15 protein-coding genes are annotated in these 22,105 nt (G+C 64.5%); 9 read left to right on the top strand and 6 right to left on the bottom strand.

Features of this window, described 5'->3' with window-relative positions; translation table 11 throughout:
• Positions 1–18: 18 nt before the first annotated feature.
• The 4 genes from IFO71_RS13575 (at position 19) to queF (ending at position 3,740) form a co-directional block, all read left to right on the top strand.
• Positions 19–1,029: an NADP-dependent oxidoreductase gene (locus IFO71_RS13575; protein ID WP_192030187.1), complete on the top strand. Its 1,011-nt coding sequence runs from the start codon at positions 19–21 to the stop codon at positions 1,027–1,029.
• A complete protein-coding gene (locus tag IFO71_RS13570) occupies positions 1,026–2,288 on the top strand; it encodes a DoxX-like family protein (RefSeq protein WP_192030186.1) in 1,263 nt (420 codons plus the stop codon). The genes IFO71_RS13575 and IFO71_RS13570 overlap by 4 nt, the downstream gene beginning before the upstream one ends.
• Positions 2,289–2,331: 43 nt before the next feature.
• Positions 2,332–2,817, top strand: a complete 486-nt coding sequence (locus IFO71_RS13565; RefSeq protein ID WP_225444634.1) for a DUF2269 family protein — start codon at positions 2,332–2,334, stop codon at positions 2,815–2,817.
• Positions 2,818–2,894: 77 nt separating this feature from the next.
• Positions 2,895–3,740, top strand: a complete 846-nt coding sequence (queF, locus tag IFO71_RS13560; RefSeq protein WP_192030185.1) for an NADPH-dependent 7-cyano-7-deazaguanine reductase QueF — start codon at positions 2,895–2,897, stop codon at positions 3,738–3,740.
• Between the two features lie 28 nt (positions 3,741–3,768).
• Here queF and IFO71_RS13555 read toward each other — a convergent pair whose 3' ends face one another.
• The gene (locus IFO71_RS13555) at positions 3,769–4,056 is read right to left on the bottom strand and encodes a hypothetical protein (RefSeq protein ID WP_192030184.1); all 288 of its coding nucleotides are present in this window, start codon (positions 4,054–4,056) and stop codon (positions 3,769–3,771) included.
• A 37-nt stretch (positions 4,057–4,093) separates the two neighbouring features.
• The gene (locus tag IFO71_RS13550; RefSeq protein WP_192030183.1) at positions 4,094–6,562 is read right to left on the bottom strand and encodes a tetratricopeptide repeat protein; all 2,469 of its coding nucleotides are present in this window, start codon (positions 6,560–6,562) and stop codon (positions 4,094–4,096) included.
• 506 nt (positions 6,563–7,068) lie between these two features.
• Between IFO71_RS13550 and IFO71_RS13545 the strand changes: the two genes are divergently transcribed.
• Entirely contained in the window at positions 7,069–8,631 is a 1,563-nt protein-coding gene (locus tag IFO71_RS13545; RefSeq protein ID WP_192030182.1) for a bifunctional GNAT family N-acetyltransferase/carbon-nitrogen hydrolase family protein, read from the top strand.
• Positions 8,632–8,806: 175 nt separating this feature from the next.
• Here IFO71_RS13545 and IFO71_RS13540 read toward each other — a convergent pair whose 3' ends face one another.
• Positions 8,807–9,400, bottom strand: a complete 594-nt coding sequence (locus IFO71_RS13540; protein WP_192030181.1) for a membrane-associated protein — start codon at positions 9,398–9,400, stop codon at positions 8,807–8,809.
• A 98-nt stretch (positions 9,401–9,498) separates the two neighbouring features.
• Between IFO71_RS13540 and IFO71_RS13535 the strand changes: the two genes are divergently transcribed.
• Positions 9,499–10,755, top strand: coding sequence for an MFS transporter (locus tag IFO71_RS13535; protein WP_192030180.1), 1,257 nt, complete (start codon positions 9,499–9,501; stop codon positions 10,753–10,755).
• A gap of 189 nt (positions 10,756–10,944) precedes the next feature.
• Here the strand turns inward: IFO71_RS13535 and IFO71_RS13530 are convergent, their stop codons facing one another.
• From IFO71_RS13530 to IFO71_RS13520, 3 genes are all read right to left on the bottom strand, one after another.
• Entirely contained in the window at positions 10,945–11,883 is a 939-nt protein-coding gene (locus tag IFO71_RS13530; protein ID WP_192030179.1) for a 2-hydroxyacid dehydrogenase, read from the bottom strand.
• A gap of 8 nt (positions 11,884–11,891) precedes the next feature.
• Positions 11,892–14,951, bottom strand: a complete 3,060-nt coding sequence (locus tag IFO71_RS13525; RefSeq protein WP_192030178.1) for an EAL domain-containing protein — start codon at positions 14,949–14,951, stop codon at positions 11,892–11,894.
• Between the two features lie 336 nt (positions 14,952–15,287).
• The gene (locus tag IFO71_RS13520) at positions 15,288–16,190 is read right to left on the bottom strand and encodes a diguanylate cyclase (RefSeq protein ID WP_192030177.1); all 903 of its coding nucleotides are present in this window, start codon (positions 16,188–16,190) and stop codon (positions 15,288–15,290) included.
• A gap of 441 nt (positions 16,191–16,631) precedes the next feature.
• Here IFO71_RS13520 and IFO71_RS13515 point away from each other — a divergent pair, with 441 nt between their 5' ends.
• From IFO71_RS13515 to IFO71_RS13505, 3 genes are all read left to right on the top strand, one after another.
• Positions 16,632–17,516, top strand: a complete 885-nt coding sequence (locus IFO71_RS13515) for a diguanylate cyclase (protein ID WP_192030176.1) — start codon at positions 16,632–16,634, stop codon at positions 17,514–17,516.
• Positions 17,517–17,547: 31 nt separating this feature from the next.
• Positions 17,548–17,871, top strand: a complete 324-nt coding sequence (locus IFO71_RS13510; protein WP_192030175.1) for a hypothetical protein — start codon at positions 17,548–17,550, stop codon at positions 17,869–17,871.
• A gap of 146 nt (positions 17,872–18,017) precedes the next feature.
• Entirely contained in the window at positions 18,018–22,094 is a 4,077-nt protein-coding gene (locus IFO71_RS13505; RefSeq protein ID WP_192030174.1) for a hypothetical protein, read from the top strand.
• Positions 22,095–22,105 lie beyond the last annotated feature (11 nt).

Raw genomic sequence — 22,105 nt, 5'->3', positions numbered from 1 at the left:
CTTGGGCTAATATGACCGATGCGCGCCTGGCTGCTTGATCAGTACGCTGACCCGCGCCGGGCACTGCGCTTGGCCGAGTGTCCGGCGCCGCGTCTGAGCGAGGACGAGTTGCGCATCGACATACGCGCCAGCAGCATCAATCCGATCGACTACAAGATGGCCCGCGGCGAGCTGCGTAGCGTGCAGAAGCTGCGCTTTCCGGTTTGTCTGGGCTTTGATCTCGCCGGGGTGGTGCTCGAATGCGGGCCCGCGGTGTCCGGCTTTGCCGTCGGCGACCGAGTGCTGGCCCGCAGCGATCGGCAGCGCCTGGGCGCGTTTGCCGAGCAGGTCTGCATTCCGGCCGCCTGGGTGGCCAGGCTGCCCGAGGCACTGCCGTTCGCCGAGGCCGCCTCGCTGCCCCTGGTCGGTCTGACCACGCTGCAGGGCCTGAGCCAGCGTGCCGCTGCCCGGCGCGGAGAGTCGATCCTGATCCAGGCTGGCACCGGGGGTGTCGGTAGCTTTGCCCTGCAGTACGCCAAGGCGATCGGCCTGCATGTCACCACCACCTGCAGTTCGCGCAACCAGGCACTGGCACGCGAGCTGGGTGCCGATGAAGTCATCTGCTATGACCGTCAGGACTATCGCGCCACTACCCAGCGCTTTGATCTGGTGTACGACCTGCTCGGCGGCGAGCACACTCTGGCCAGCTTCGACCTGCTCAAGGCGGGCGGGGCCGTGGTCAGCATCGCCGGCCCGCCGGACCGGCAGTTCGCCGAGCAGGCTGGATTGCGCTGGTGGTTGAAGCTGCTGATGCCCCTGGTGGCCGGCAAGGTCTGGAAGCGCGCCGAGCGCAGCGGCTATCGCTACTTTCGCTTTCTCACCGAGCCAAATGGCGAGCAGCTCAAGGAAATCATCAGTCTGGTCGAGCAGGGCCGGATCAAGCCGCAGATCGATTCACGCTTCCGGTTCGAACAGCTGCCGCAGGCGATGGCTGAAGCGATGAAGGGTCATGCCCGCGGCAAACTGGTGGTGGAGCGCTGCGCCGAATGAAGATCCTGCTGCTCGGCGGTCATGGCTTTATCGGCCGCAGCGTAGCTGCCCGTCTGAGAGGCGCCGGTCACCGGGTACTGGCACCGGGCCGCCGTGAGCTTGATCTGGCGCGGATGAGCCAGGCGCAGCATTGGGTACCTTGGCTAGAGGGCATCGAGGTGGTGGTCAATGCGGCCGGCATCCTGCGGCCACGCGGCAACGACAGCTTCGAGACGATTCACTGCCGCGCGCCACTGGCTCTGGCCGGCGCCTGCGTGGATCGACAGGTTAAGGGCTTTGTACAGATCTCGGCATTGGGCAACGATACCGACGGTGAGTTCATCGCCTCCAAGCATCGCTTTGATGCCGAGCTTTTGCGCCTGCCGCTGCCGGCCATAGTGCTGCGGCCTTCGGTGGTGTATGCCTCCGCCGGCTCCTACGGCGGCACCTCCCTGCTGCGCGCCCTGGCGGCGTTTCCGGCTGTACTTGGCCTACCTGGCGACGGCCAGCAACAGATTCAGCCGATCGATCTTGCCAGTCTGAGCGAGGGCGTGCTGCGGGCGGTCGAGCGCATACAGCAAGGTCATGGCGACGACGCCGCCATCGAGTTGGTGGGCCCGGACGTGCTGAGTCTGGCTGACTATCTGCGTGCGTGGCGACGCTGGTTGGGCTACCCGACCCTGATTGAACTGAAGGTTCCACTGCCGCTGATAGGCCTGGCCAGCCTGCTCGGCGAGTGGTGGGGCTCAGGCGCCCTGGGTCGGACCATCTGGGGCATGCTGCAACGCGGCAATGTGGCCGCCACCGACGCCTGGCAGCGACAGGGCGAACGACTCGGGCTGAGCCCGCCGCCGCTTGAGCGGGTGCTTGACCTGCATCCGGCACAGCTGCAGGACCGCTGGCAGGCGCGGCTGTGGCTGCTGGCGCCGCTGCTGAACCTGATGCTGGCCCTGCTCTGGATCGGCTCGGGCATCACCGGGCTCAGCCTTGATCTGGCCACGGTCGAGCGCATGAGCGCACCTCTGGGCTTGAGCGGAGGCTCGGCGATGCTGGCAGCGCACCTCACCTCCGGGCTCGACCTGCTACTTGGCGGCGCACTGTTGCTGGGCCGGCGGAAGCGTCCGGTACTGCTGCTGATGCTGGCCTCCACCCTGGGCTACACCCTGCTGCTCGGCCTGGCCGCCCCGGCGCTGTGGCTGGACCCGTTCGGCGCCCTGCTGAAGAATCTGCCGCTGGTTCCAGCGCTGCTGATCGCCTGGGTCCTGGCGGATCGACGCTGACCCGGCCAATTGATGTTCCAATTGGCCCGGTTCGATCACCCGAATGCCGCATGACGCCCCGATGGAATGGTACTTCCCGCTCAAATTGCTCCACATTCTCAGCTCGACCCTGCTGTTTGGCACCGGGCTGGGCACCGCCTTCTTTGCCCTGAGTGCGCATCGCAGCGGTGATCTCGCCACCATCGCCCACACCTGGCGGCATGTGGTGTGGGCCGACAACCTGTTCACCTGGCCGGCGGTGGTGCTGCAGCCGATCACCGGCTATCTGCTGATCGATCGCCTGGGGCTCTCACTGAGCACCCCGTGGATTCTGTATAGCCTGATCCTTTACCTGTTGATTGGCCTGTGCTGGTTACCGGTGCTGTGGCTGCAGGCGCGTCTGCGGGATCTCGCCCTGACCGCCCAGCGCTCGGGCAACGCACTGGGGGATGACTATCGGCGCCTGTTCCGCTACTGGTTTGCGCTCGGCTGGCCGGCCTTTGTCAGCGTGATTGCGATCTTCGCCTTGATGGTGCTGAAACCGAGCTGAGGGCTCGGCTCAGCGAGGATTGAACCGAGGGCGCTTTGCGTCGACACTTTGCCCGACTTCCGTTCGACCTGCCTGCAATGAGCAACGATTCGCCAAACACGCCCAGCGTGCACCATTCCAGCCTTGGTCAAACCGTAAGTTATGCGGGCCAGTATGATCCGGGCCGGCTGTTTGCCATTCCGCGGGCAGAGAATCGCGCCAAACTGCAGCGCCACGCCGCGATGCCGATGTTTGGCGTCGATGTCTGGAACGCCTACGAGCTGAGCTGGCTCGATACGCAGGGCAAGCCGGCGGTGGCGATCGCCGAGATCCGGGTGCCCGCCGAATCGACTCACCTGATCGAATCGAAATCACTGAAGCTGTACTTGAACGGCTTCATGCAGAGCCGCTTCGAGTCGGCCGAGGCGGTGACTGCGCTGATTCGCAGCGACCTCAGTGCTGCCGCCGGCGATGCAGTGAAGGTGCGTGTGCAGGGCCTGGATGAGGCCAGCGCAGTGTTCGAACCGCTGCGCGGTGAATGCATCGATGGATTGCCGCTCGAGGTGGAGCGATACGAACACCCAAGCTCGGAGATGCTGCGCTGCGACCGGCACCATCAGGTGCGCGAAGTGTTGCTGTCGCATCTGCTGAAGTCGAATTGTCCAGTCACCGGCCAGCCCGACTGGGCCAGTGTGCAGATCGACTATGCCGGCCCGGCGCTGGATCGATCGGCCTTGCTGCGCTACCTGATCGCCTACCGTGAACATGCCGAGTTTCACGAGCATTGCGTCGAGCAGATCTACTGCGATCTCTGGCAGCTGCTTGAACCGACCCACCTCGCCGTGTACGCGCGCTACACCCGGCGCGGCGGCATCGATATCAACCCGTTTCGCGCCAGCCACGCCGCCCTGCAGCCGCTCAACGCCCGCCAGCTGCGCCAGTAGTCAGGCGTGTCGGAGGACCAGCGGCGCATCAGCGCACGATGATCACCGGGTCACCAAAGCAGTCGTCCGATTCAACGCTGTAGGTATTTTCGCCCACCCGCAGACGCGCCGCCGGCAAGGTGCGCACGTGCTTGCCGTCCTTCTTGTGTGAAGGCAGATTGCCGTTGCCCTCGCTGTCGAAGGAGAGCCGGAAGGCGAAATCGGCTTGCCACTCGATCACCTCGTTGCGCTCTGCTTCGTAGACCTCCGGATCGACGGTGGCCAGGCCATCCACGCACTGCACTGAAAGCGCCGAGAACATCAGAACTGCCATCATCGCGGTCTCTCCTGTTTGACTAAACCATATGTTGTGGTCATACACCCTGATTCGACACCAGCCGGCTGAATCGGCTGTCGCCACCAAGATAGGTGAACTCCGGATCAACACTGATGATGGCAGCGCCATAGCCCAGGGTGACAGCACGACTCAGATGCTCCAACACCAGACCGTTGTCCTGCAGTGGCTTGGCCAGAATCGCCGCATACAGCTGCAGCTCAGCGTTGCTCGGTGACTGCTGGGCCAGCGCCAGCATGTCGCGATAGGCATGCTGGCGCGAGCCTAGATGGTATTCGTAGAGAATCCGCAGACTCTGGGTATCGATATCCTCGCCGGCGGTTTGCAGATAGTCGTTGAGCTTGTCCAGCGCCTGCTGGTAGTACTGCTGCGCCTGTTCGGTCTGCCCTTGCACGCGCAGGGCGTCGCCCAGATTGCCGTACAGGCGAAAATCATTCGGCGCCTGCCGCAGGGCCAGCTGGTAGTTGCGAATGGCGTCCTCAAAGCGCCCCAGGTAGTAGTACATGGTGCCGAGGTTGGACAGCGCGGCCTGATTCGGCTCCAGCTGCACCGCACGCTGAAAGGCGTTGGCCGCTTCGCCGATATTGCCGGCCATGAAGTGGGCAGCGCCAAGATCGCTCCAGGCGCGGCCGTTGTTGGGTGCCAACTCCAGCAAGCGGCGGTAGGTCTTGGCCGCATCGGCATAGCGGCTGTGTTCGAACTGATGCAGGGCCAGACTGCGCAACGGACGCCAGTAGCCCGGTTGCATGGTGATGGCTTTCAGCAAGGTGTGCTCGGCCTGCAAGGCATTGCCTTGATCCTGATAGGCACGGGCCAGCAGGTCATAGGCATCGGCATTGCGCGGGTTGATGCTGAGTGCGCGCGAGATCTCGCGAATCGCTTCAGCGGTGCGGCCACGCACTTGCAGGTAGCGCGCATACGCCAAGCGCGCTTCCACCGTCGGTTGCGCACTGCCGGCGATGCGGCTGCAGCTGGCTTCACCCTTGCCCAGCACGGCCGCGTCCTTCAGCATCTGCGCCTTGCTGGTCATCAGATCGCAGTAGGTGGTATGCAGCAGCAGGTTGTTGGCCTGCTGATCGAGGTAGGGCTCCAGCGCTGTCTGCAGGCGCTCGGTTCGCTCCAGGCTGGGTACCGCGGTCAGTGCGTGTTGCGCCTCCAGCAGCATTGAATACAGCTCGGGCGGCATCGGTTCTTCATGCGGCATCGATTCAGGCTGTATCGAAAAGCGCGCCGCCAACATCGCGATCAAGGCATCCTGCATCTCGGCATACAAGCGCTGCAGGCTGGGATTGGCCAGCTCCAGCGTCTGGATGGCCGAGTCTTCGTCAGCAGCCATGACCATCTGCAGGCGATAGCGTTCGGCACTGCGATCAATCGAGCTGCTAAGAGTGAGCGCCGCATCGACCGGAATCGCCTGATCCGCCGCATACAGCCCGGGCAGATATTCGAAGATCTGCTGCACCGCTGCCTGCAGGCCATGACGCTCGGATTCGCTGAGCACACGCTGCGGATCGGCGATCGCTGACAGTTCAACATAGCGCGCCGATGACGCGGAATTCTCCAGCGTCGGCAGTTCGGCCGCACTGCGTGCTTCGGACTCGCTGTCACCGCGACTCAACCACCAGCCAGCGCCGAGCAACAGAACCAGTGCGACTGTCATCGAGCCGAACACAGCGATCCAGCGACGGCTTCGCGCTGGCACCGACGGCAGCAGATCCTCCTGCCGTCGCCCACCGGCGCGGCGCTCGCCTTCGGCCGTCGCCGCCTCCTGCCAACGCAGCCGGTAGCTGCGCACCGGATGCGCCAGCGCTGCGATGCTGACCGGGCCAACAAACTCTCCCTCCAGCTCACTGGCATTGATCAACTCGTCGTGAATCTGCTCGGTGCCTCGGATCTCGCCGCCGGGGGCGGTCAAGGCCAGCTCGCGCGCCACCTGCACGGCCTCGCCGTCGATCTGCTCGCCGTCCTGGTGCACGCTGCCCACCGCCAGCCCGATCGACAGTGGAACACCGTCCTGGGCAGCCACTTTCTGCAGCAGCTGGGCAGCATGCATGGCCTTGCGGGCGGTGCTCATCACCAGCTGGCCCTGCTCGCCATCCCAGTGGCGCCAAAGACTGGACCTTGTCAGCACGGCACGCTCAAAACGCGCCAGCGGGCGCCGTACGCGATTGCCCACTTCGTCGTGCTGTGGCGGCAAATGCAGCCAGAGCACCGCCGCCAGCCACTCGTTATTTCCAGCTCGGCCACTGGTGCGCACCATGCCTTGCGGGCTGACGTCGAATACCCAGGCCAGAAACAGCACCAGCGGAAAGCCAAGGGCCAACAACACGAACACCAGCCGTATCGTCCAGCTGGGCAGATCAAAGGCTTCGGCCAGAATCTCGGTGACCTGCAACAGCAACCAGCCGCCGGCGATATAGGCCAGCGCGGCCTGAAACACCTTGCGGCGCTGCAATTCGAAGTACCACTGATAGATCGGATTGCTCATGGCAGCCACCCGGCCGCACAGAGCGCCGTCTCAGCCCTGGGCGGGCTGCGGTCGGGGCAGCAGATTGTGGGTCGTGCGTCGCCTGCCTGTCGCAAGTACTCGACCTCCGCAATGTCCGTTCTCTGGCCGCAGGCGCATGCCCCCTGCACTGCCAAACCGCCGTTTGACCAGAATCCCGAGCATACCCGATGCCTATGGCCGAGCGCACGACCACCGCGTGCTGACAGTTTGTACAGGCCCTGCCTGCTAAGCTATTGATCCCGGATCAATATCACAGCCCATGCATGGGCTGCGCGTGAACAGCGCCGCGGGCGCCGTGCAGCGCCCGCGAGTCCGGGCCTGTACCGGATTCGCGGGACTTGAAGTTAATCAGGATGTTCAAGCTTCAGGTTGCCCCGTTGATAAGAACCGCACGGCGATCGCCACGTGGTGGGCCTTGTTCGCCGTCGACCATCCTCAGCGCTGCCATGCGCGGCGCTGCATGTTTCCTGAGGCGGAGGACAGCGATGAGCGAAACCATCCATGCCCACGAAGACAGACGCGAAACTCGGGTCGAAGTCCGCAATCTGAAGCTGGAAGACTACGAGTCGATGGCCGAGGTCACCCGTCGTGCCTATGCCGGCATCGGCGGCCTGCCCTGGGGCCTGCAACATATCGGCAAGCTGCTTGACCTGTTTCCCGAGGGCCAGCTCTGTGTCACGGTCGACGGCCAGCCGGTCGGCTTTGCCCTGGCCCTGATCGTCGATTATGGCAAGTTCGGCGACGCCCATAGCTACGAGGACATCACCGGCAAGCTGAGCTTTTCCACCTTCGACCGCGACGGCGATGTGCTGTACGGGCTCGATCTGATGGTCGATTCGGAATATCGCAACATGCGCATCGGGCGGCGGCTGTACGATGCGCGCAAGGCGCTGTGCGAGAACCTCAATCTGCGCGCCATCGTCGCCGGCGGACGCATTCCCGGCTACGCTGAACATGCCGATTCACTGACACCCAAGCAGTACATCGAGCGGGTGTCGATGAAGGATCTGTACGACCCGGTGCTGAGCTTTCAGATCGCTAACGGCTTTCATGTGCGCAAGGTGCTGACCAATTACCTGCACTTCGACAAGGAATCCAAGGCCTACGCCACCCTGATCGAGTGGAACAATATCTACTACCAGGAAAAGCCCGATTTGCTGAAGCGGCAGCGCTCGCTGGTACGGATCGGCCTGGTGCAATGGCAGATGCGCCCGATCGACAGCCTGGAAAGCCTGCTCAAGCAGACCGAATTCTTCGTCGACGCCCTGGCCTCGGTGCGTTCGGACTTCATCCTGTTCCCCGAGCTGTTCCATATGCCACTGATGGCGCAGTTCGGCGATGTGCCGCCCTCGGTGGCGATCCGCAAGCTGGCCGAGTTCACCCCGCAGATCATCGACAAGCTGTCGTCGATGGCGGTGGAATACAACGCCAATATCATCGCCGGCAGCTTCCCCGAACTGGAAGATGGCGGCCTGTACAACGCCGCCTATCTGCTGCGCCGAGACGGCTCGCGCGGCTATCAGCGCAAGATCCATATCACCCCCGGTGAACGCCGCTGGTGGGGCATGCGGCCGGGCAAGCATCTGCGCGCCTTCGATACCGACTGCGGCAAGATCGGCATCCTGATCTGCTACGACAGCGAATTCCCCGAGCTGCCCAGGCTGTTGGCGGAACAAGGGGTGCAGATTCTGTTCGTGCCGTTCCTGACCGAGATGCTCAACGGCTATCAGCGGGTGCGCCTGTGCACCCGCGCACGGGCAATCGAAAATGAGTGTTATGTGGCGATCGCCGGCGCGGTCGGCAACCTGCCCAAGGTGCAGGCCTCGGATACCCACTACGCCCAATCAGCGGTGTTCACGCCCTCGGACTTCGCCTTCCCCAGTGACTCGATCATCGCCGAAGCCGCGCCGAATGCTGAAGCCCTGCTGGTGGCCGAGGTCAATCTCGATCTGCTCAAGACCCTGCACGAGCACGGTACGGTAACCACGATGAAAGATCGCCTGCCGCATCTGTATCGACTAGATTGGGTGGGCGAGCGGGACAGTTGAATGTACGTCGCGGTGGGCGACACGCCCACCCTATGCTGCGTCCAGCACAAGGTTTCGCTTTGCCTCATAGGGTGGGCCTGTGGCCCACCATCACCACCAATCCCCCTCAGCAAACAACCACACCAGCACCACATGGGTGGGCAGCAAGCGTAGGGTGGGCGTGGCCCACCGTCCTTCACCAAAGCCCAACAGCAAACACCATCACCAGGACGACATGGGTCGGCGCATACACCAGCAGCACAAAGCCAAGGTACAACAGCAGCAGATACAGCCATGGATGGAAGCGGGTTTGCACCTGGCCGTACAGGCCCAGCACCCAGTTGATGTTCTTTTCCGGCGGCGTGTAGCGATAGCTGGCCAGCAATACGGCGACGGCGATCAGGCATTGCAGGGGCAGGGCGCGTGGATCGTAGCCGAGCTGTGCCAGGGCATAGATCAGGATCAACGGCTGCCCGACATGAAACAGCGACAACGCGCGCAGCGGGCGCGAGAGCCGGCGATCGAACATGTAGTCGGTCAGCCCCAATAGCCGCTTGCCGCCGATCAGTCGACCGAAGTAGGAGATATTCCACAACAGATCCGGAATCAGCACCGACAGCGCGGTGATGCCGATCAGCAGCGGGCTTTGCAACCACAGTCCCAGCGCGGTCGTGACCAGGGCGATGTCGGAGAACCAGAGATAGTTCTGCCAGCCGTAGTGACGCCGGTAGACCAGCAAGGTAAACGCCACGAACAGGCTGAAACCCAGTGTTAACCAGAATGGAATCATCGGCCCCTCAGCTCGTCCGATTGGCTTAGCATAGCGATCCCTGCCCGGCAGGTAGCGCAAGCACAACGATTCGTACTGATCCGCCGACAAGGAAGACCATGCGTTTCGATCGCCAAAAGCTGTCCTGGGCCTTGTACGACTGGGCCAATTCGGCCTTTGCCACCACCGTGATGGCCGGCTTCTTTCCGCTGTTCTTCAAGCAGTACTGGCAGGCCGGCGCGGAGGCCGGGTTGTCCAGCTTCCGCCTTGGCCTGGCCAATAGCTCGGCGGCCTTGTTGGTGGCCGTGATGGCGCCGATCCTCGGCGCGGTGGCCGATCGCACAGCGCGCAAGAAGCGCTTCCTGGCCGGTTTTGCCGCGCTTGGCATGCTGATGACCGGCGCCCTGTTCTGCGTCGCCCAGGGCCAGTGGTGGCTGGCGCTGGGTCTGTATATCGGCGCCAGCGTCGGCTTTCTGGCCGGCAACATCTTCTACGACGCCCTGTTGCCGGAGGTGGCCGCCGACCACGAGCTGGATCGCACCTCGGCGCTGGGATTTGCCCTGGGTTACCTCGGTGGCGGCCTGCTGTTCGCCTTCAATGTGCTGATGCTGCTGCAGCCGGCCTGGTTCGGTCTGGCCGATGCCACGGAGGCGGTGCCCTGGGCCTTTGTCAGCGTTAGCCTGTGGTGGGCGCTGTTCTCCCTACCCTTGTGGTGGCTGGTCGACGAACCGGCAGCGCCCTACCGGGAAACCCGCTGGGCGGCGATCCGCGCCGGCCTGCGGCAGCTGCGCCGCACCCTGGGCGAGCTGCCGCAACAGCCGGCTGTGCTGTACTTCCTGCTCGCCTATTGGCTCTACATCGATGGCGTTAACACGGTGGTGGTGATGGCGGTGGACTACGGCATGGCGCTGGGCCTGGCCCAGCAAAGCCTGATCAGCGCCCTGCTGCTGACCCAGTTCGTCGGCTTTCCGGCGGCCCTGTTGTTCGGCCGGCTGGGTGACCGGTTCGGGCCCAAGGCCGGCATCTTTGTCGCCATCGCGATCTACATGGCGGTTACCGTGGCCGCCAGCCTGCTGCGCAACGAGGCGCAGTTCTATGGCCTGGCGGTGGCCATCGGCCTGGTGCAGGGCGGGGTGCAGAGCCTGAGCCGCTCACTCTACGCGCGCCTGCTGCCACGCGATCGCGCCGCCGAGTATTTCAGTTTCTACGGCGTGCTCGGCAAGTTCGCCGCCATCCTCGGCCCGCTGCTGGTTGGCGCGGTCAGTTACCTCAGTGGCAGCCCGCGGCTATCGATCCTGTCGATCCTGCTGCTGTTTGCCGCCGGCGCCTGGTGCTTGGGCCGGGTCGACCTGGAGGCGGCGCGCAGAACGCGCTGATCGTTGCGCTGACTGCGTGCAGGCGCTGGCTGGACCTCGCGGTGGAACATTTGGCTATGCACACGAGCGTTTGGTGAACTCGCGCCCGTCGAATGGTGCGGTGAACCGCACCCTATGGCCATCGGCGTGGCGGTAACCCGAGCATAGGGTGCGTATTGACGCACCGCTGTGCGCTGGACAGGCATTGCGTCAATACCCACGTTGTCGATCGACCAGGCCGAGCAGGGGCTGGCCGTTGACGAAGCGATCGAGATTGGCGGCGATCTGCGCCACCGAGTCTTCCAGCACGGTCATCGCCGCCACATGCGGTGTGATGGCTACGCCGCGGCACCGCCACAGCGGGTCATTGGCCGGCAGCGGCTCGTGGGCAAACACATCTATCTGCGCCCCGCCCAACTGACCGGATTGCAGGCACTCAAGCAACGCGCGGCTGTCGTAACGATCGCCGCGCGAGGCCAATACCAGCTGGCCCCCCGCTGGCAGCAGGGCGAGGTGCTGTCGATCCAGCAGCCCGCGGGTGTCGGCGGTGCTGGGCAATAGATCGATCAGCACCTCGGACACCCTTAGCATATCGTTCAACCCGGCAGCACCGCTCAGACATTGCACCCCCGGCAACGACTTGGCGCTGCGACTCCAGCCGGCCACCCGATAACCGAACCTGGCCAGTTCGCCGGCCACCGCAGCGCCCAATGCGCCCAGCCCGAGCACGCCGATCTGCACCGAGCCACGCGAGCGACGCCGTAGCGGCTGCCATTCGCCCCGCGCCTGCTGCTCGCGGTAGCGGGCAAAGCCGCGTTGATACTGCAGGGCTGCATACAAGGCGTACTCCACCATCTGTTCCGCCATGCCGGCGTCGACCAGGCGCACGATCTGCACCTCGGAGCGCAGATCGGGGCGGTCGACCAGGGCATCGACACCGGCACCCAGCGGCAGCACCAGCGCCAGCCCGGTCATTGGAACGAAGTGTTCAAGAGGCGCGGCCCAGCCAACCCAGGCGCGAATCCGCTCCGGATGCTCCGGCAGCTGCAGATGAAAGCGGTGCAGCGGCGCTGCCGCCGCAAGCGCCTGCAGCCAGCGCTCGGGGCTGCGTGGCGCATGCAACAGCACGTCGAGGCCGGCTGCGTTCATCGTATTGGCTAGCCGCTCAAGCGCAGACTGGCGGCGCGGTCGGCCAGCCACCACAGGAAGGCCTGCTCGGGCAGCGGCCGACTGATCAGATAGCCCTGAAACTGCCGACAGCCCATGCGGATCAATCGCTCGCGCTTGACCTCGCTATCCACGCCTTCGGCCACCACATCGAGATTCATGTGCCCACCGATGGCGATCATCGATTCGACCAGCGGGTGCGCGGTTTCATCTTCCACTTCGATAACGAAGGCACGATCGATCTTGATCTCGTCCAGAGGCAAATCGCGCAGATGGGACAACGAGGAATAGCCGGTGCCGAAATCGTCCAGCGACACGCGGAAACCTTGCTCGCGCAATTGCTTGAGCTTCTGCACCACATCGCGCATGTCCTGCAGCACCGCAGTTTCGGTGACCTCCAGCGTGATCCGACCGGGTTCAACGGCGTGAAAGCGGGCGCAGTCGCTGACCATCTCGGCGAAGTCCGGTTGTGCCAGCTGCCAGGCGCTGATATTGACCGACAGGCTGCCCTCGAAGGGCACCGCGTTGCGCTGCCATTTGGCGATCGACTCCATGGTCTTGTCCAGCACCCAGCGACCAATGCTGATGATGATGCCGGTCTCTTCCGCCACCGGGATGAAGTCAGCCGGCGATACCGAGCCGAGCTCAGGATGACTCCAGCGCAACAGCGCTTCGGCCCCGACCACCCGGGCGGTGGCGTCGACCTTGGGCTGGAAGTACAGCTCCAGCTGCGCCTCGGCCAAGGCGCGGCGCAGGCCTTCTTCCAGCTTCAGGCGATTGGCTGCGGCGGTCTGCAATGTCGGAAGGTACATCTGCAGTCGGCCGCGGCCCAACGACTTGGCGCGATACAGGGCAACCTCGGCATGGCGGAACAGGTCGCGGGTGTTCTCACCATTGTCGGGGAACACCACCAGACCCAGACTGGCGCCGAGGTTGAAGCTGCGTTCGCCGACGAACAAGGGTTCTTCCAGCGTGGCCAGCAGGCGCTGCGCCAACTCCAGGGCCTCGCGCTCGGCTTGCTTGCGCATGCGGCTGCGCGAGCGCTTGACCAGGGCAAACTCATCACCGCCGAGCCGCGCCACCAACACATCTTGTTCCACTGCCGACTGCAGGCGGCGCCCGACCGAGCGCAGCACATCATCGCCGATGTCATGGCTCAGAGCGTCGTTGATGGTCTTGAAGTGATCGAGATCAAGCAGTAGCAGGGCTGCCGACTCACCACTGTTGCGCAACTTGTCGAGCAGGCCATTGAGGTACTCGTACATACGCGCCCGGGTGGCCAAACCAGTGAGATAGTCGATAAAGGCCAGCTGCCGAACGTGCTCTTCGGAGCGCTGGCGGCGAATCTCGGCACCGCAGCGCGCGGCGAAGATGTTGAGGATGCCGGATGTGTTGTCGTTGACGTCCAACGGGGTACGCTTGATCACGCCGACCAGACCGAGATTGCCACCGTCGGCGTCGAAGAACGGCGCGGCGACATAGCCCTCGGCCTGCATCTCCTGCAGCATGGTGTCGTCAGGAAAGCGAATGCAGACGCCGGATGAGTACAGACAGCCGCCGTCGGTCAGGGTCCGTTCGCAGGGCGTACCCGCAAGGTCGTAGCTGAAGTTGTCCTGCGCCTTGCCATCCAGCCAGCAGGCCAGGGTAGTCACCCGCTGACGATCGCCATCGAGCACACCAACATAGGCAATTTCGGCCTCGAATAGCTCGGCCAGGTTGCGCACGATCTGCAGGAAGAAGCGGTCCTGCGGGCTGTTAGCCACGCCGGCGGCAATCGATCGAATGGCACGTTCAGTGCGCGCGCGTTCGGCATCAGCGACCAACTCGGCGACCATCGCCGCCGCGGTACCGACGAAGGCCTGTTCATCGGCTTGCCATGCACGGCTGGAGCCGACATGTTCCAGACACACCACACCGATCCAGCGACCGCCCAGGTTGATGCCACTGTCGAGCAAGGCACCGATTCCCAACGGACGCAGATAGCCTTGCCACATCTCGCTGAGTTCGTCTGCCTCCGAAGTGTCTTCGATGCTGATCCGGCCATTCTGATTCAGCGCCGCGAAGTACTTCGGGTAGTCATCTACCCGCAACACCGGCGTTTCCAGCCAGCGCTGTCCACCCAGGTGGTACAGCGATCGGCATTGCAGGCGGGTACCGTCCTCGGAATACAGCCACACACCTACCCGTTCCACCGACAAGGTGGTGGCCAGCTCGCGGGTCATCGCTTTCAACACGCCAGGCAGGTCGGCCTGTTGCACCGCCTCGATGGTGAGCAGACGCAAGATGGCGGCCCGCTGATCGTCGGCGCGCCTACGCGCGGCATCGACCTCCTCGCGAACTCGGGCACGCTGCCGGCCCAGCTCCAGCCCGAAAACGATACCAAAGGCCAGCACCAGAACCGCGAGCGCCACCGGACCGATCACCAGCGTGGGACGGTTGTCGGTGCGGGCCAGAACGTCGTGCAGCAAGGAGACCGGCAGCGCCAGGGTCAGCAGCATGATGGCCAGGGCCGTGCTTTGTCGATATCGATACCAGGCCGAAAAGCTGGCATAGACCAGATACACCAGACCGATCAATCCCCAGATCGTCGCCGGCCACAGCCAAAGCCCCGGCTGGCCCACTGGCACCCTGACCGGCGGCCCCCACGGTACGGACAGTTCACGCAGTGAATCGATCTGTTCAAAGGTGATGCCCATTGGCCGGCTTAAATCGATGATGATCAGCATCGCTCCCGCCAGGGTGTACAGCCAGGGGAACAGTACCGAGCGAAATCCGGCATAGGCGCGCGCAAACCAGACCAGGGCGACGCATCCCAGGGCAATCACCGCGACATTGAAGCGCAGCGCCTGGCCCATGCTTTCAATGCTGCCGGCGCCGTCGCGCCAGACGCTGCCAACCAACAGCAGGGCGGCACAAAGGCTCACCGCCGCGATCAATACCTTGCGCCGATCATGGCCGGCGCGCACCCCCAGCATGAGGTAGGACAGACTGGCCTGCAGCAACATGCCGGCGAGCAACAGGTACACCAGACTGGCCAGATTGAGCGTCATGAGCCCCTCGGCGATGTGAGCATCGACTATACACGTCGATCAAGCGCACCGTCAGTCGCGCGCGTTTGGTCGCGATTCACCCAATTTCTGTAAGCAGGGTACGCCGCGATGCGCTGACAAGCCCGTTGTCGCGCGGGTGTCTGGCCTCTCTATCGACTTGGCTTGCGCGGCACGAACGTCTGCAACACGAAAGCCGGCGCCGCCGGGCCGCGATGCTTGCGCAGAAATCCTCCGCGATGGGGGAATTTCAGCGGCTGTTAGCAAAGATATTTCATGAGGGGGCGCGGATGCCTGGGCTGGCGGTGTCTTTCGGCGCGACCTCATGAAATACCCGGGTTAGCACAATGGCCGATTGGTCTTGGCATCCTCCAGGGCCTGTAGAGCCGCATCGAGCAGTTCGCGCGGCTGCGAAGGCGGCGCCGGCTCGATCGCCACCACGCCCAGGCTGATAGTGATATGGCGGGCCAGATCAGAGTGCCGATGCTCAATCGCCAGCGCCGCCACATCGGCCTTGAGCATGTCGGCCACGGTGCGCGCGCCCTCGATATCGGTGTTCGGCAGCACACAGGCGAACTGATCGCCTCCATAGCGGGCGAATAGGTCCAGCGGTCGTCGACGCAGGGCCGACAGGGTGCGTCCCACCAGGACCAGCACATCATCCCCGGCGGCATAGCCATAGGCCTCGTTATACGGTTTGAGGCGATCGATCTCGAACATGATCAAGGCGATCGATTCATTGCGCCGCTTGGCCTGCAGGAAGGTGGCGGTGAGAAACTCGTCGAGGTGGGCACGATTGGCCAGACCGGTCAACGGATCCTGGGTGGAGCGCGAGCGCAGCTGCTCGCGGCAGAAGTCCAGATCGAGTTGACTGGCGATGCGACGCAGTGCCAGTGTCAGCGGTATGCCGCACTGCAGATGCTCACGAGCGCCTTGGGCGATCCAGGTATTTAATTGCTCAGAGCTGGCGGCGCCGAACATCAGCACCGGCAGGCGCGCAGCCTGCAGCTGTCCGAGGTCGTCCTCGAACGCCGCGGCGTGACGTTGCCACCAACCGGCATCGAGCACGATCAGGTCGGGCGGCTCGCTGTTCAGCTGGGCGCTGAGGCGCTCGATGTCGGCGATGCACTGCAGCCGATGATGCCGCCCCAGTCCTTCGGCCAGGGTGGCCAGCTCGGCATTGTCCTGATTGATCAGCAGCAGGTGACCACGTCCGGTCTCGAAGCTCTGATCGCGTCCCATGCCCGGTCTCCGCTGTGTGTCCTAGTAGGCTGCCAAAAAACCTCATCCGGGAGGTCTTCAGCGCAAACGGTCGCGGCCGAGCCGCGCCACCTTTGCCGGGACTCAAACACTTGCGTGTTTGAGTCCCGCGCGCGCCGTCCGTGGCGCGCAAAAACCAAGCTGCTGAAATGAATATTTCAGCAGCCCGCTAGGGAAGGTCTGACCAAGCCATCCCGGACTTTTCAGACGCGCCGAGTTCGGCACAGGACCGAACTCACGCTGATCAACAACTTAGGTTGTCGATCGCGGCGGTGCATCCTTGCACCGCGGGAATCTCTGAACATATTCAGAGATTGCCTGGCACTGTCCAGGATAGTCCTTCAGCCTGCGATTGTGGATGGTGATCGCACAGCCTCGCCGGGTTTGTGATAATCGGCGAGGAAACATCCGGGAAGCCTTATCGTGGAGCCCAAGACCGTACCCTCGCGCATCCTCACCGACCACACCATGCGGGTGCAGGCGCCCACCTTGGCCGCTGAAAACCGTCCCTGGTGCCTAGTGGTGGTGGCCGGCCCGATGGTCGGCAGCCGCTTCGAACTGGCCGATGCGGTCACCATCGGGCGTGAGGCTGGCACCGAGATTCACCTGCCGGAACCCAGTGTTTCGCGCCGTCACTGCCACGTGTTCCGCAAGCGTGGCGGCTTCTGGGTCAATGATCTTGGCGCCACCAACCCGGTGCGGATCAATGGCATGCAGGTCAAGTCCAGCCCGCTGCTGGAAGGCGACGTACTGATCGTCGGTGATCTAATGCTGAAACTGCTCGGCCCCAACAGCGCTGAGAATGCCATGGTCGCGGCGCTGCACGATCAGGCCAGCAAGGACGTGTTGACCGGCATTGCCAACCGCCGCCACTTCCGTGCCGAGATGGAGCGGGCCTTTACTCAGCACAGCGATCTGGCGCTGATCGCCCTCGATGTCGATCACTTCAAGTCGATCAATGATCGCTTCGGCCATCCGGCCGGTGACAAGGTGCTGACCGCGGTCGGCGCCACCCTGCGCCGGCACTGCCCGCCCCCGGCCCTGCCCGGCCGCATCGGCGGCGAGGAATTCGCTGTGCTGCTGGCGGCCAATCACGCCGAAGCCTGTGCCTTGGCCGAGCAGCTGCGGGCGGCGATCGAAGCACTGCAGCTGGAAGACGAAGGCCGCGAGATCAGGGTCACCGCCAGCTTCGGTGTGGCCAGCCGACGCCCGGTCGACGCCGATGCCGACGCCATCTACGCCCGCGCCGATGCAGCTCTGTATGAGGCCAAGCGCTCCGGCCGCAACCGGGTGCTGGGCGAGGCATGATTCGCCGCAGCAATCCGCGGGAGGCATTCTGATGGCAACGGAATTCGTTGTGGTGTTCGGCGCGATTGCAGCGCTTCTGCTGCTGGGTGCGATTCTTGCACTGTGGTCAGGCTTGCGTGGTGCGGTGACCAACGCCGACGGCGACGGGGCCCTGGCCCGGATCGAACGCAAGCTGGATCTGCTGTTGGACAATGCCGGCCTGCGCTACGACCCGCTCGACGGCCTGCCGCTGTCGATCCAGGCGCTGGTCAAACAGGGCAAGACGATCGAAGCGATCAAGCTCTATCGAGAGGCCAAAGGGGTCGGGCTGAAAGCGGCCAAGGAGGCGATCGACGAGATTCGCCGGCTCGGCTGAGCCGTTCTGACCTGCCCCGACATCTGCGCGGCACGGCTGCACCAGCCTCACAGCTGAACTAGCGGTTCGACGCCAGACACGCGATGATGGCCTGGCTGGCACGACTCGCCACAGGGTAAGACCAGCGCCATCAATGAGGGAAACGCATGCGCAAGTGGGCCTGCGGGATCGTATGGTTATGTGCGCTGCAATCGGCGCTGGCAGTGGACCTGCCGTCGGCGCTGAGCGACTGGCGAGCCTGGGCACTGGATCAGCAGGAGTTTCGCCAATGCCCGCTGCAGGCCAGTAGCCAGGGCCAGGGCCGGGCCGACTACGTCTGCGCCTGGCCCGGTGAGCTGCGCCTGCAGGCCAGCGCCGAGGGCGCGCGCTTTGAGCTGCAGTGGCAGCTCTATAGCGATGGCTGGATCACCCTGCCGGGCAACGCCGAGCATTGGCCGCAGGACGTGCGCATCAATGGCCAGCCCGCCGCGGTGGTGGAGCATCGAAATCAGCCAGCATTGTTCCTGCCCGCTGGCCGCTATCAATTCGATGGCCGCTTCGAATGGAGTCGGCGACCGCAAAGCCTGGCCATCCCCGATGCGATCGCCCTGATCCGGCTCGAGGTGGATGGTCAACCGATCGCCCCGGTGCAGCGCGAGCAGGATGAACTGGTCCTGGGTCGCGGCGCCAGCGAGGCGCCCGAGGCCGATGCGATCGATCTGCGGGTGTTCCGCCGCCTGGCCGATGGCCTGCCGGCGCAGCTCGACACCCGTCTCGATCTGGCGGTGTCCGGTGAGGCACGCGAGATCGTGTTGGGGCCATTATTGCCGCCCGGCTATGTGGCGATCGACCTCGAAACCGATGTTGATTGGCCGGTGCGCTTGCAGGCCGATGGCAGTCTGCGCATTCAGGCCCAGCCCGACTATGCCGAGATCACCCTGCGGGCCCGCGCCACTGAACCGCTGGTTTCGCTCAGCATGCCGAACATGGCAGCGCCCTGGCCAGCACAGGAGATCTGGAGCTATCAGCCGGATTTGACTTTGCGCAGCAGTACCGCGCGCGGCAAGTTGCAGGTCGATCCACTGCAGGCCGGCGTGCCGGACGAATGGCAGAACCTACCTAGCTTCGCCCTCGGCGCCGGCGATAGTCTGGAGATTGAACAGCGCTCGCGCGGCCTCGACAGCGAACAGGACAATCGCCTGCAGCTCAGCCGCCAGGCCTGGCTCGACTACAACGGCCAAGGCTGGAGCTTTCGCGATCAGATCCAGGGCCTGATGCTGCGTGATTGGCGGCTCGACGTGCGCCCACCGCTGCAGCTGGAGAGCGCCACCGCCAACGACGAGGAACAGTACCTGCTAATTACCGAGGGCGCCGACGGCCAGACCGGTGTCGAGTGGCGTGCGCCACGGGTGAATCTCAGCGCCAGTCTGCGCCATACTCAACCCGATCGACCGCTGCCGGCCGGCGGCTGGGACATCCGCTTCGATCGCATCGACACCACCCTTAACCTGCCGTTTGGCTATAGACTACTGGCTGCGCCGGGTGCCGATAGCGCCGAGGGCAGCTGGCTGGCGAGCTGGAACCTGCTTGAGCTGTTCATCGTCAGCCTGATCACCCTGTTCGCCTGGCGTTTGTTCGGCCTACCCGGCGCTGCTCTGTCCCTGCTGTACCTGGTGTTAAGTCACGACGAACACAACGCACCGCTATGGAGTCTCGGCGTGGTGCTGATTCTCGGTCTGCTATTGCGCAACCTTCCGGCCGGCCGCCTGCAAGGCCTGATCCGATTCGGCCGCGCCGCCGTGCTGGTGTTGCTGGTGCTGCTGACCCTGCCATTTGCCGCCGGCCAGCTGCGTCTGGCCCTGCATCCGCAGCTGGAAGGCAGCTGGGTGGTGCGGGAGGGCCTTCCCGACCACGGCGTGGCGTTCGAACTTGCGACCGATTTCAAGCAGGCACCGATGGCGCCGCCGCCACCGCCGCCGGCCCCGCTGCAGGCGCCAGGCAGCGCAGCATCGCGGCTGGAACCTGATGCTGCCCAGCTTGATCGCATCGAGGTCACCGGCTCCCGGATCAAGAAGTCCGATCTCTGGGAAACTTATAGTTCCACCAGTGTGCTGCAGGCTGGTCGTGGGCTGCCGGAATGGCAGAGCGGGCAGCGCTATCGGCTGCACTGGAGTGGCCCGATCCTGGCCGATCAGGAAGTCCGTCTGTGGCTGTCGCCGCCCTGGCTGACCCGAATGTTAAGGGTGATCGCCGTGCTGAGTCTGGCCGGTCTGCTCTGGCAGCTGTTCGGGCGACCGCGACCGAAGGCTCTGATCAACCCGGCCGCCGTACTGCTACTGGCTGGCCTGCCTTGGGGCGCAGCCGAGGCGCAAACCACGCCCGACCCGGCCTTGTTGCAGGAGCTGGCCCAGCGCCTCGGCCGGGCTCCCGACTGCGTGCCGGATTGCAGCGCCCTGGCCCGCGCCGACCTGGCCATCGATGAAGATCGCCTGCGCCTGCGTCTGCAGATCCACGCACTCGGCCACAGCACCCTGGCCCTGCCCTCCGACCCCCTTAGCCTATCGATCGATCGGCTGCGCCTTGATGGTCGCGAACTGCAGGCGGTGCGCCGGCTCGACGAGCAGCCCAGCGTGGCGGTGGAACGCGGCGTTCATGTGCTGGAGGTCGAGTATCGGATCAGCGCCGATCGCATCGCCCTGGCCTTCCCGAGCAAGCCGTACCGGCTGCAGCTGCAGGCCGAGGACTGGCTGGCCACCGGCATCAGTGAGCAGCGTCTGTTGACCGAAACCTTGCGTCTCAGCCGCATGCGCAAGACAGACGGCCAGATCAGCAGCGCCCCGGCGCAGAGTTTTCCGCCCTACGTACGGGTCGAGCGACATCTGAACTTCGCCCTCGACTGGGTGACGATCAATACGGTACGGCGCATCGCCCCCAGCGAAGGCGGCTTCAGCATCAGCCTGCCCTTGCTGCCGGGTGAGAAGGTGTTCGGCAATCAGTTCAAGGTCCGCGACGGCCGGATCGAGATCGCGGTCAGCGATGGCGAAGACTCGGTGCGCTGGGACTCGACCCTGGACAAGCAGGCCACACTGAGCTTGAGCGCCGGCGCGCTGGCCGATCATGCCGAGACCTGGCGGGTGCTGGTCAGCCCGATGTGGTCGGCCGAGTTCAGCGGTCTGCCCGAGAGCCTGCCCGAGCCCGACCAGGATGGCGACGACTGGCATACATTCCGCTTTGATCCCTTGCCCGGTGAGACCCTGAACATAACGCTTCATCGACCGACGGCGCTGCAGGGTGCGACCCAGGCGATCGACCGGGTCACTCAGCGCAGTCAGCTCGGCCGCCGTGCCAGCGATCACACCCTGAGCTTCACCCTGCGTGCCACCCAGGGCGGCGAACGGGTGCTGCGGCTGCCCGAGGGGGCCGAGCTGTCCAATGTCAGCCGCGACCGCCAGGCGCTGGGCCTGCGGCTGGAGGCCGGTGAGCTCAGCCTACCGGTGCAGCCAGGCGAACAGCAGTTCGAGATCCGCTATCGGCAGACCGCCGAGCTCGGCATGTATCAGCAAACGCCAATGGTGGCGCTTGGCCTGCCGGCGGCCAATATCAGCCTTGACCTGGTGTTGCCGCAGGATCGCTGGGTCTGGCTGGCGTTTGGCCCAGCCAACGGACCCGCAGTGTTGATCTGGGGCGAACTGCTGGTTCTGCTCGGTCTGGCCTTTGCCCTGTCGCGACTGCGCTGCACGCCACTGCGCTGGCATCACTGGCTGCTGCTGGGACTGGGCTTTGCCCTGTTCTCCTGGACGGCTTTTGCCATCGTCGCCGGCTGGCTGCTGGCGATGGGCTGGCGCCAGCGGCAGGGCCAGCAGATCGAGAGCCGGTTTGCCTTCGACGCGATGCAGATCGGCCTGGCCGGGCTCGGTATTGCCGCCCTGGTGGCCCTGATCGCCGCCATCCCGTATGGCCTGCTCGGCGAGCCGAACATGGGCATCAGCGGCAACGGCTCCAGCGCCCATCGGCTGAGCTGGTTTGCCGACCAGACCGACGGCGCGCTGCCGCAGGGCAGCGTGGTCAGCCTGCCGCTGTGGGCCTATCGCAGCGCCATGCTGATCTGGGCCCTGTGGCTGGCCAATGCCCTGCTCGGCTGGCTGCGCTGGGCTTTGCAGGCCTATTCGACCGGCGGGCTGTGGCGGCGGCTGCGCAAGCCGAAGTCGGCGTCGCAGCCGGCAGAGGTTGGCAACCAGAATTGACGACTTTCTCG

The organism is Pseudomarimonas arenosa (assembly GCF_014841215.1).
Lineage (GTDB): Bacteria > Pseudomonadota > Gammaproteobacteria > Xanthomonadales > Xanthomonadaceae > Pseudomarimonas > Pseudomarimonas arenosa.
Note: the sequence above shows the minus strand (reverse complement) of the source record. Positions and strands in the feature narration are given on the sequence as shown.

Coding starts and splice junctions, on each gene's coding strand:
- IFO71_RS13550 (WP_192030183.1), bottom strand. CDS start 6,562: ATGAGCAATCCGATCTATCAGTGGTACTTCGAATTGCAGCGCCGCAAG.
- IFO71_RS13535 (WP_192030180.1), top strand. CDS start 9,499: ATGCGTTTCGATCGCCAAAAGCTGTCCTGGGCCTTGTACGACTGGGCC.
- IFO71_RS13565 (WP_225444634.1), top strand. CDS start 2,332: ATGCCGCATGACGCCCCGATGGAATGGTACTTCCCGCTCAAATTGCTC.
- IFO71_RS13540 (WP_192030181.1), bottom strand. CDS start 9,400: ATGATTCCATTCTGGTTAACACTGGGTTTCAGCCTGTTCGTGGCGTTT.
- IFO71_RS13520 (WP_192030177.1), bottom strand. CDS start 16,190: ATGGGACGCGATCAGAGCTTCGAGACCGGACGTGGTCACCTGCTGCTG.
- IFO71_RS13545 (WP_192030182.1), top strand. CDS start 7,069: ATGAGCGAAACCATCCATGCCCACGAAGACAGACGCGAAACTCGGGTC.
- IFO71_RS13510 (WP_192030175.1), top strand. CDS start 17,548: ATGGCAACGGAATTCGTTGTGGTGTTCGGCGCGATTGCAGCGCTTCTG.
- IFO71_RS13570 (WP_192030186.1), top strand. CDS start 1,026: ATGAAGATCCTGCTGCTCGGCGGTCATGGCTTTATCGGCCGCAGCGTA.
- IFO71_RS13575 (WP_192030187.1), top strand. CDS start 19: ATGCGCGCCTGGCTGCTTGATCAGTACGCTGACCCGCGCCGGGCACTG.
- IFO71_RS13525 (WP_192030178.1), bottom strand. CDS start 14,951: ATGACGCTCAATCTGGCCAGTCTGGTGTACCTGTTGCTCGCCGGCATG.
- queF (WP_192030185.1), top strand. CDS start 2,895: ATGAGCAACGATTCGCCAAACACGCCCAGCGTGCACCATTCCAGCCTT.
- IFO71_RS13555 (WP_192030184.1), bottom strand. CDS start 4,056: ATGATGGCAGTTCTGATGTTCTCGGCGCTTTCAGTGCAGTGCGTGGAT.
- IFO71_RS13530 (WP_192030179.1), bottom strand. CDS start 11,883: ATGAACGCAGCCGGCCTCGACGTGCTGTTGCATGCGCCACGCAGCCCC.
- IFO71_RS13505 (WP_192030174.1), top strand. CDS start 18,018: ATGCGCAAGTGGGCCTGCGGGATCGTATGGTTATGTGCGCTGCAATCG.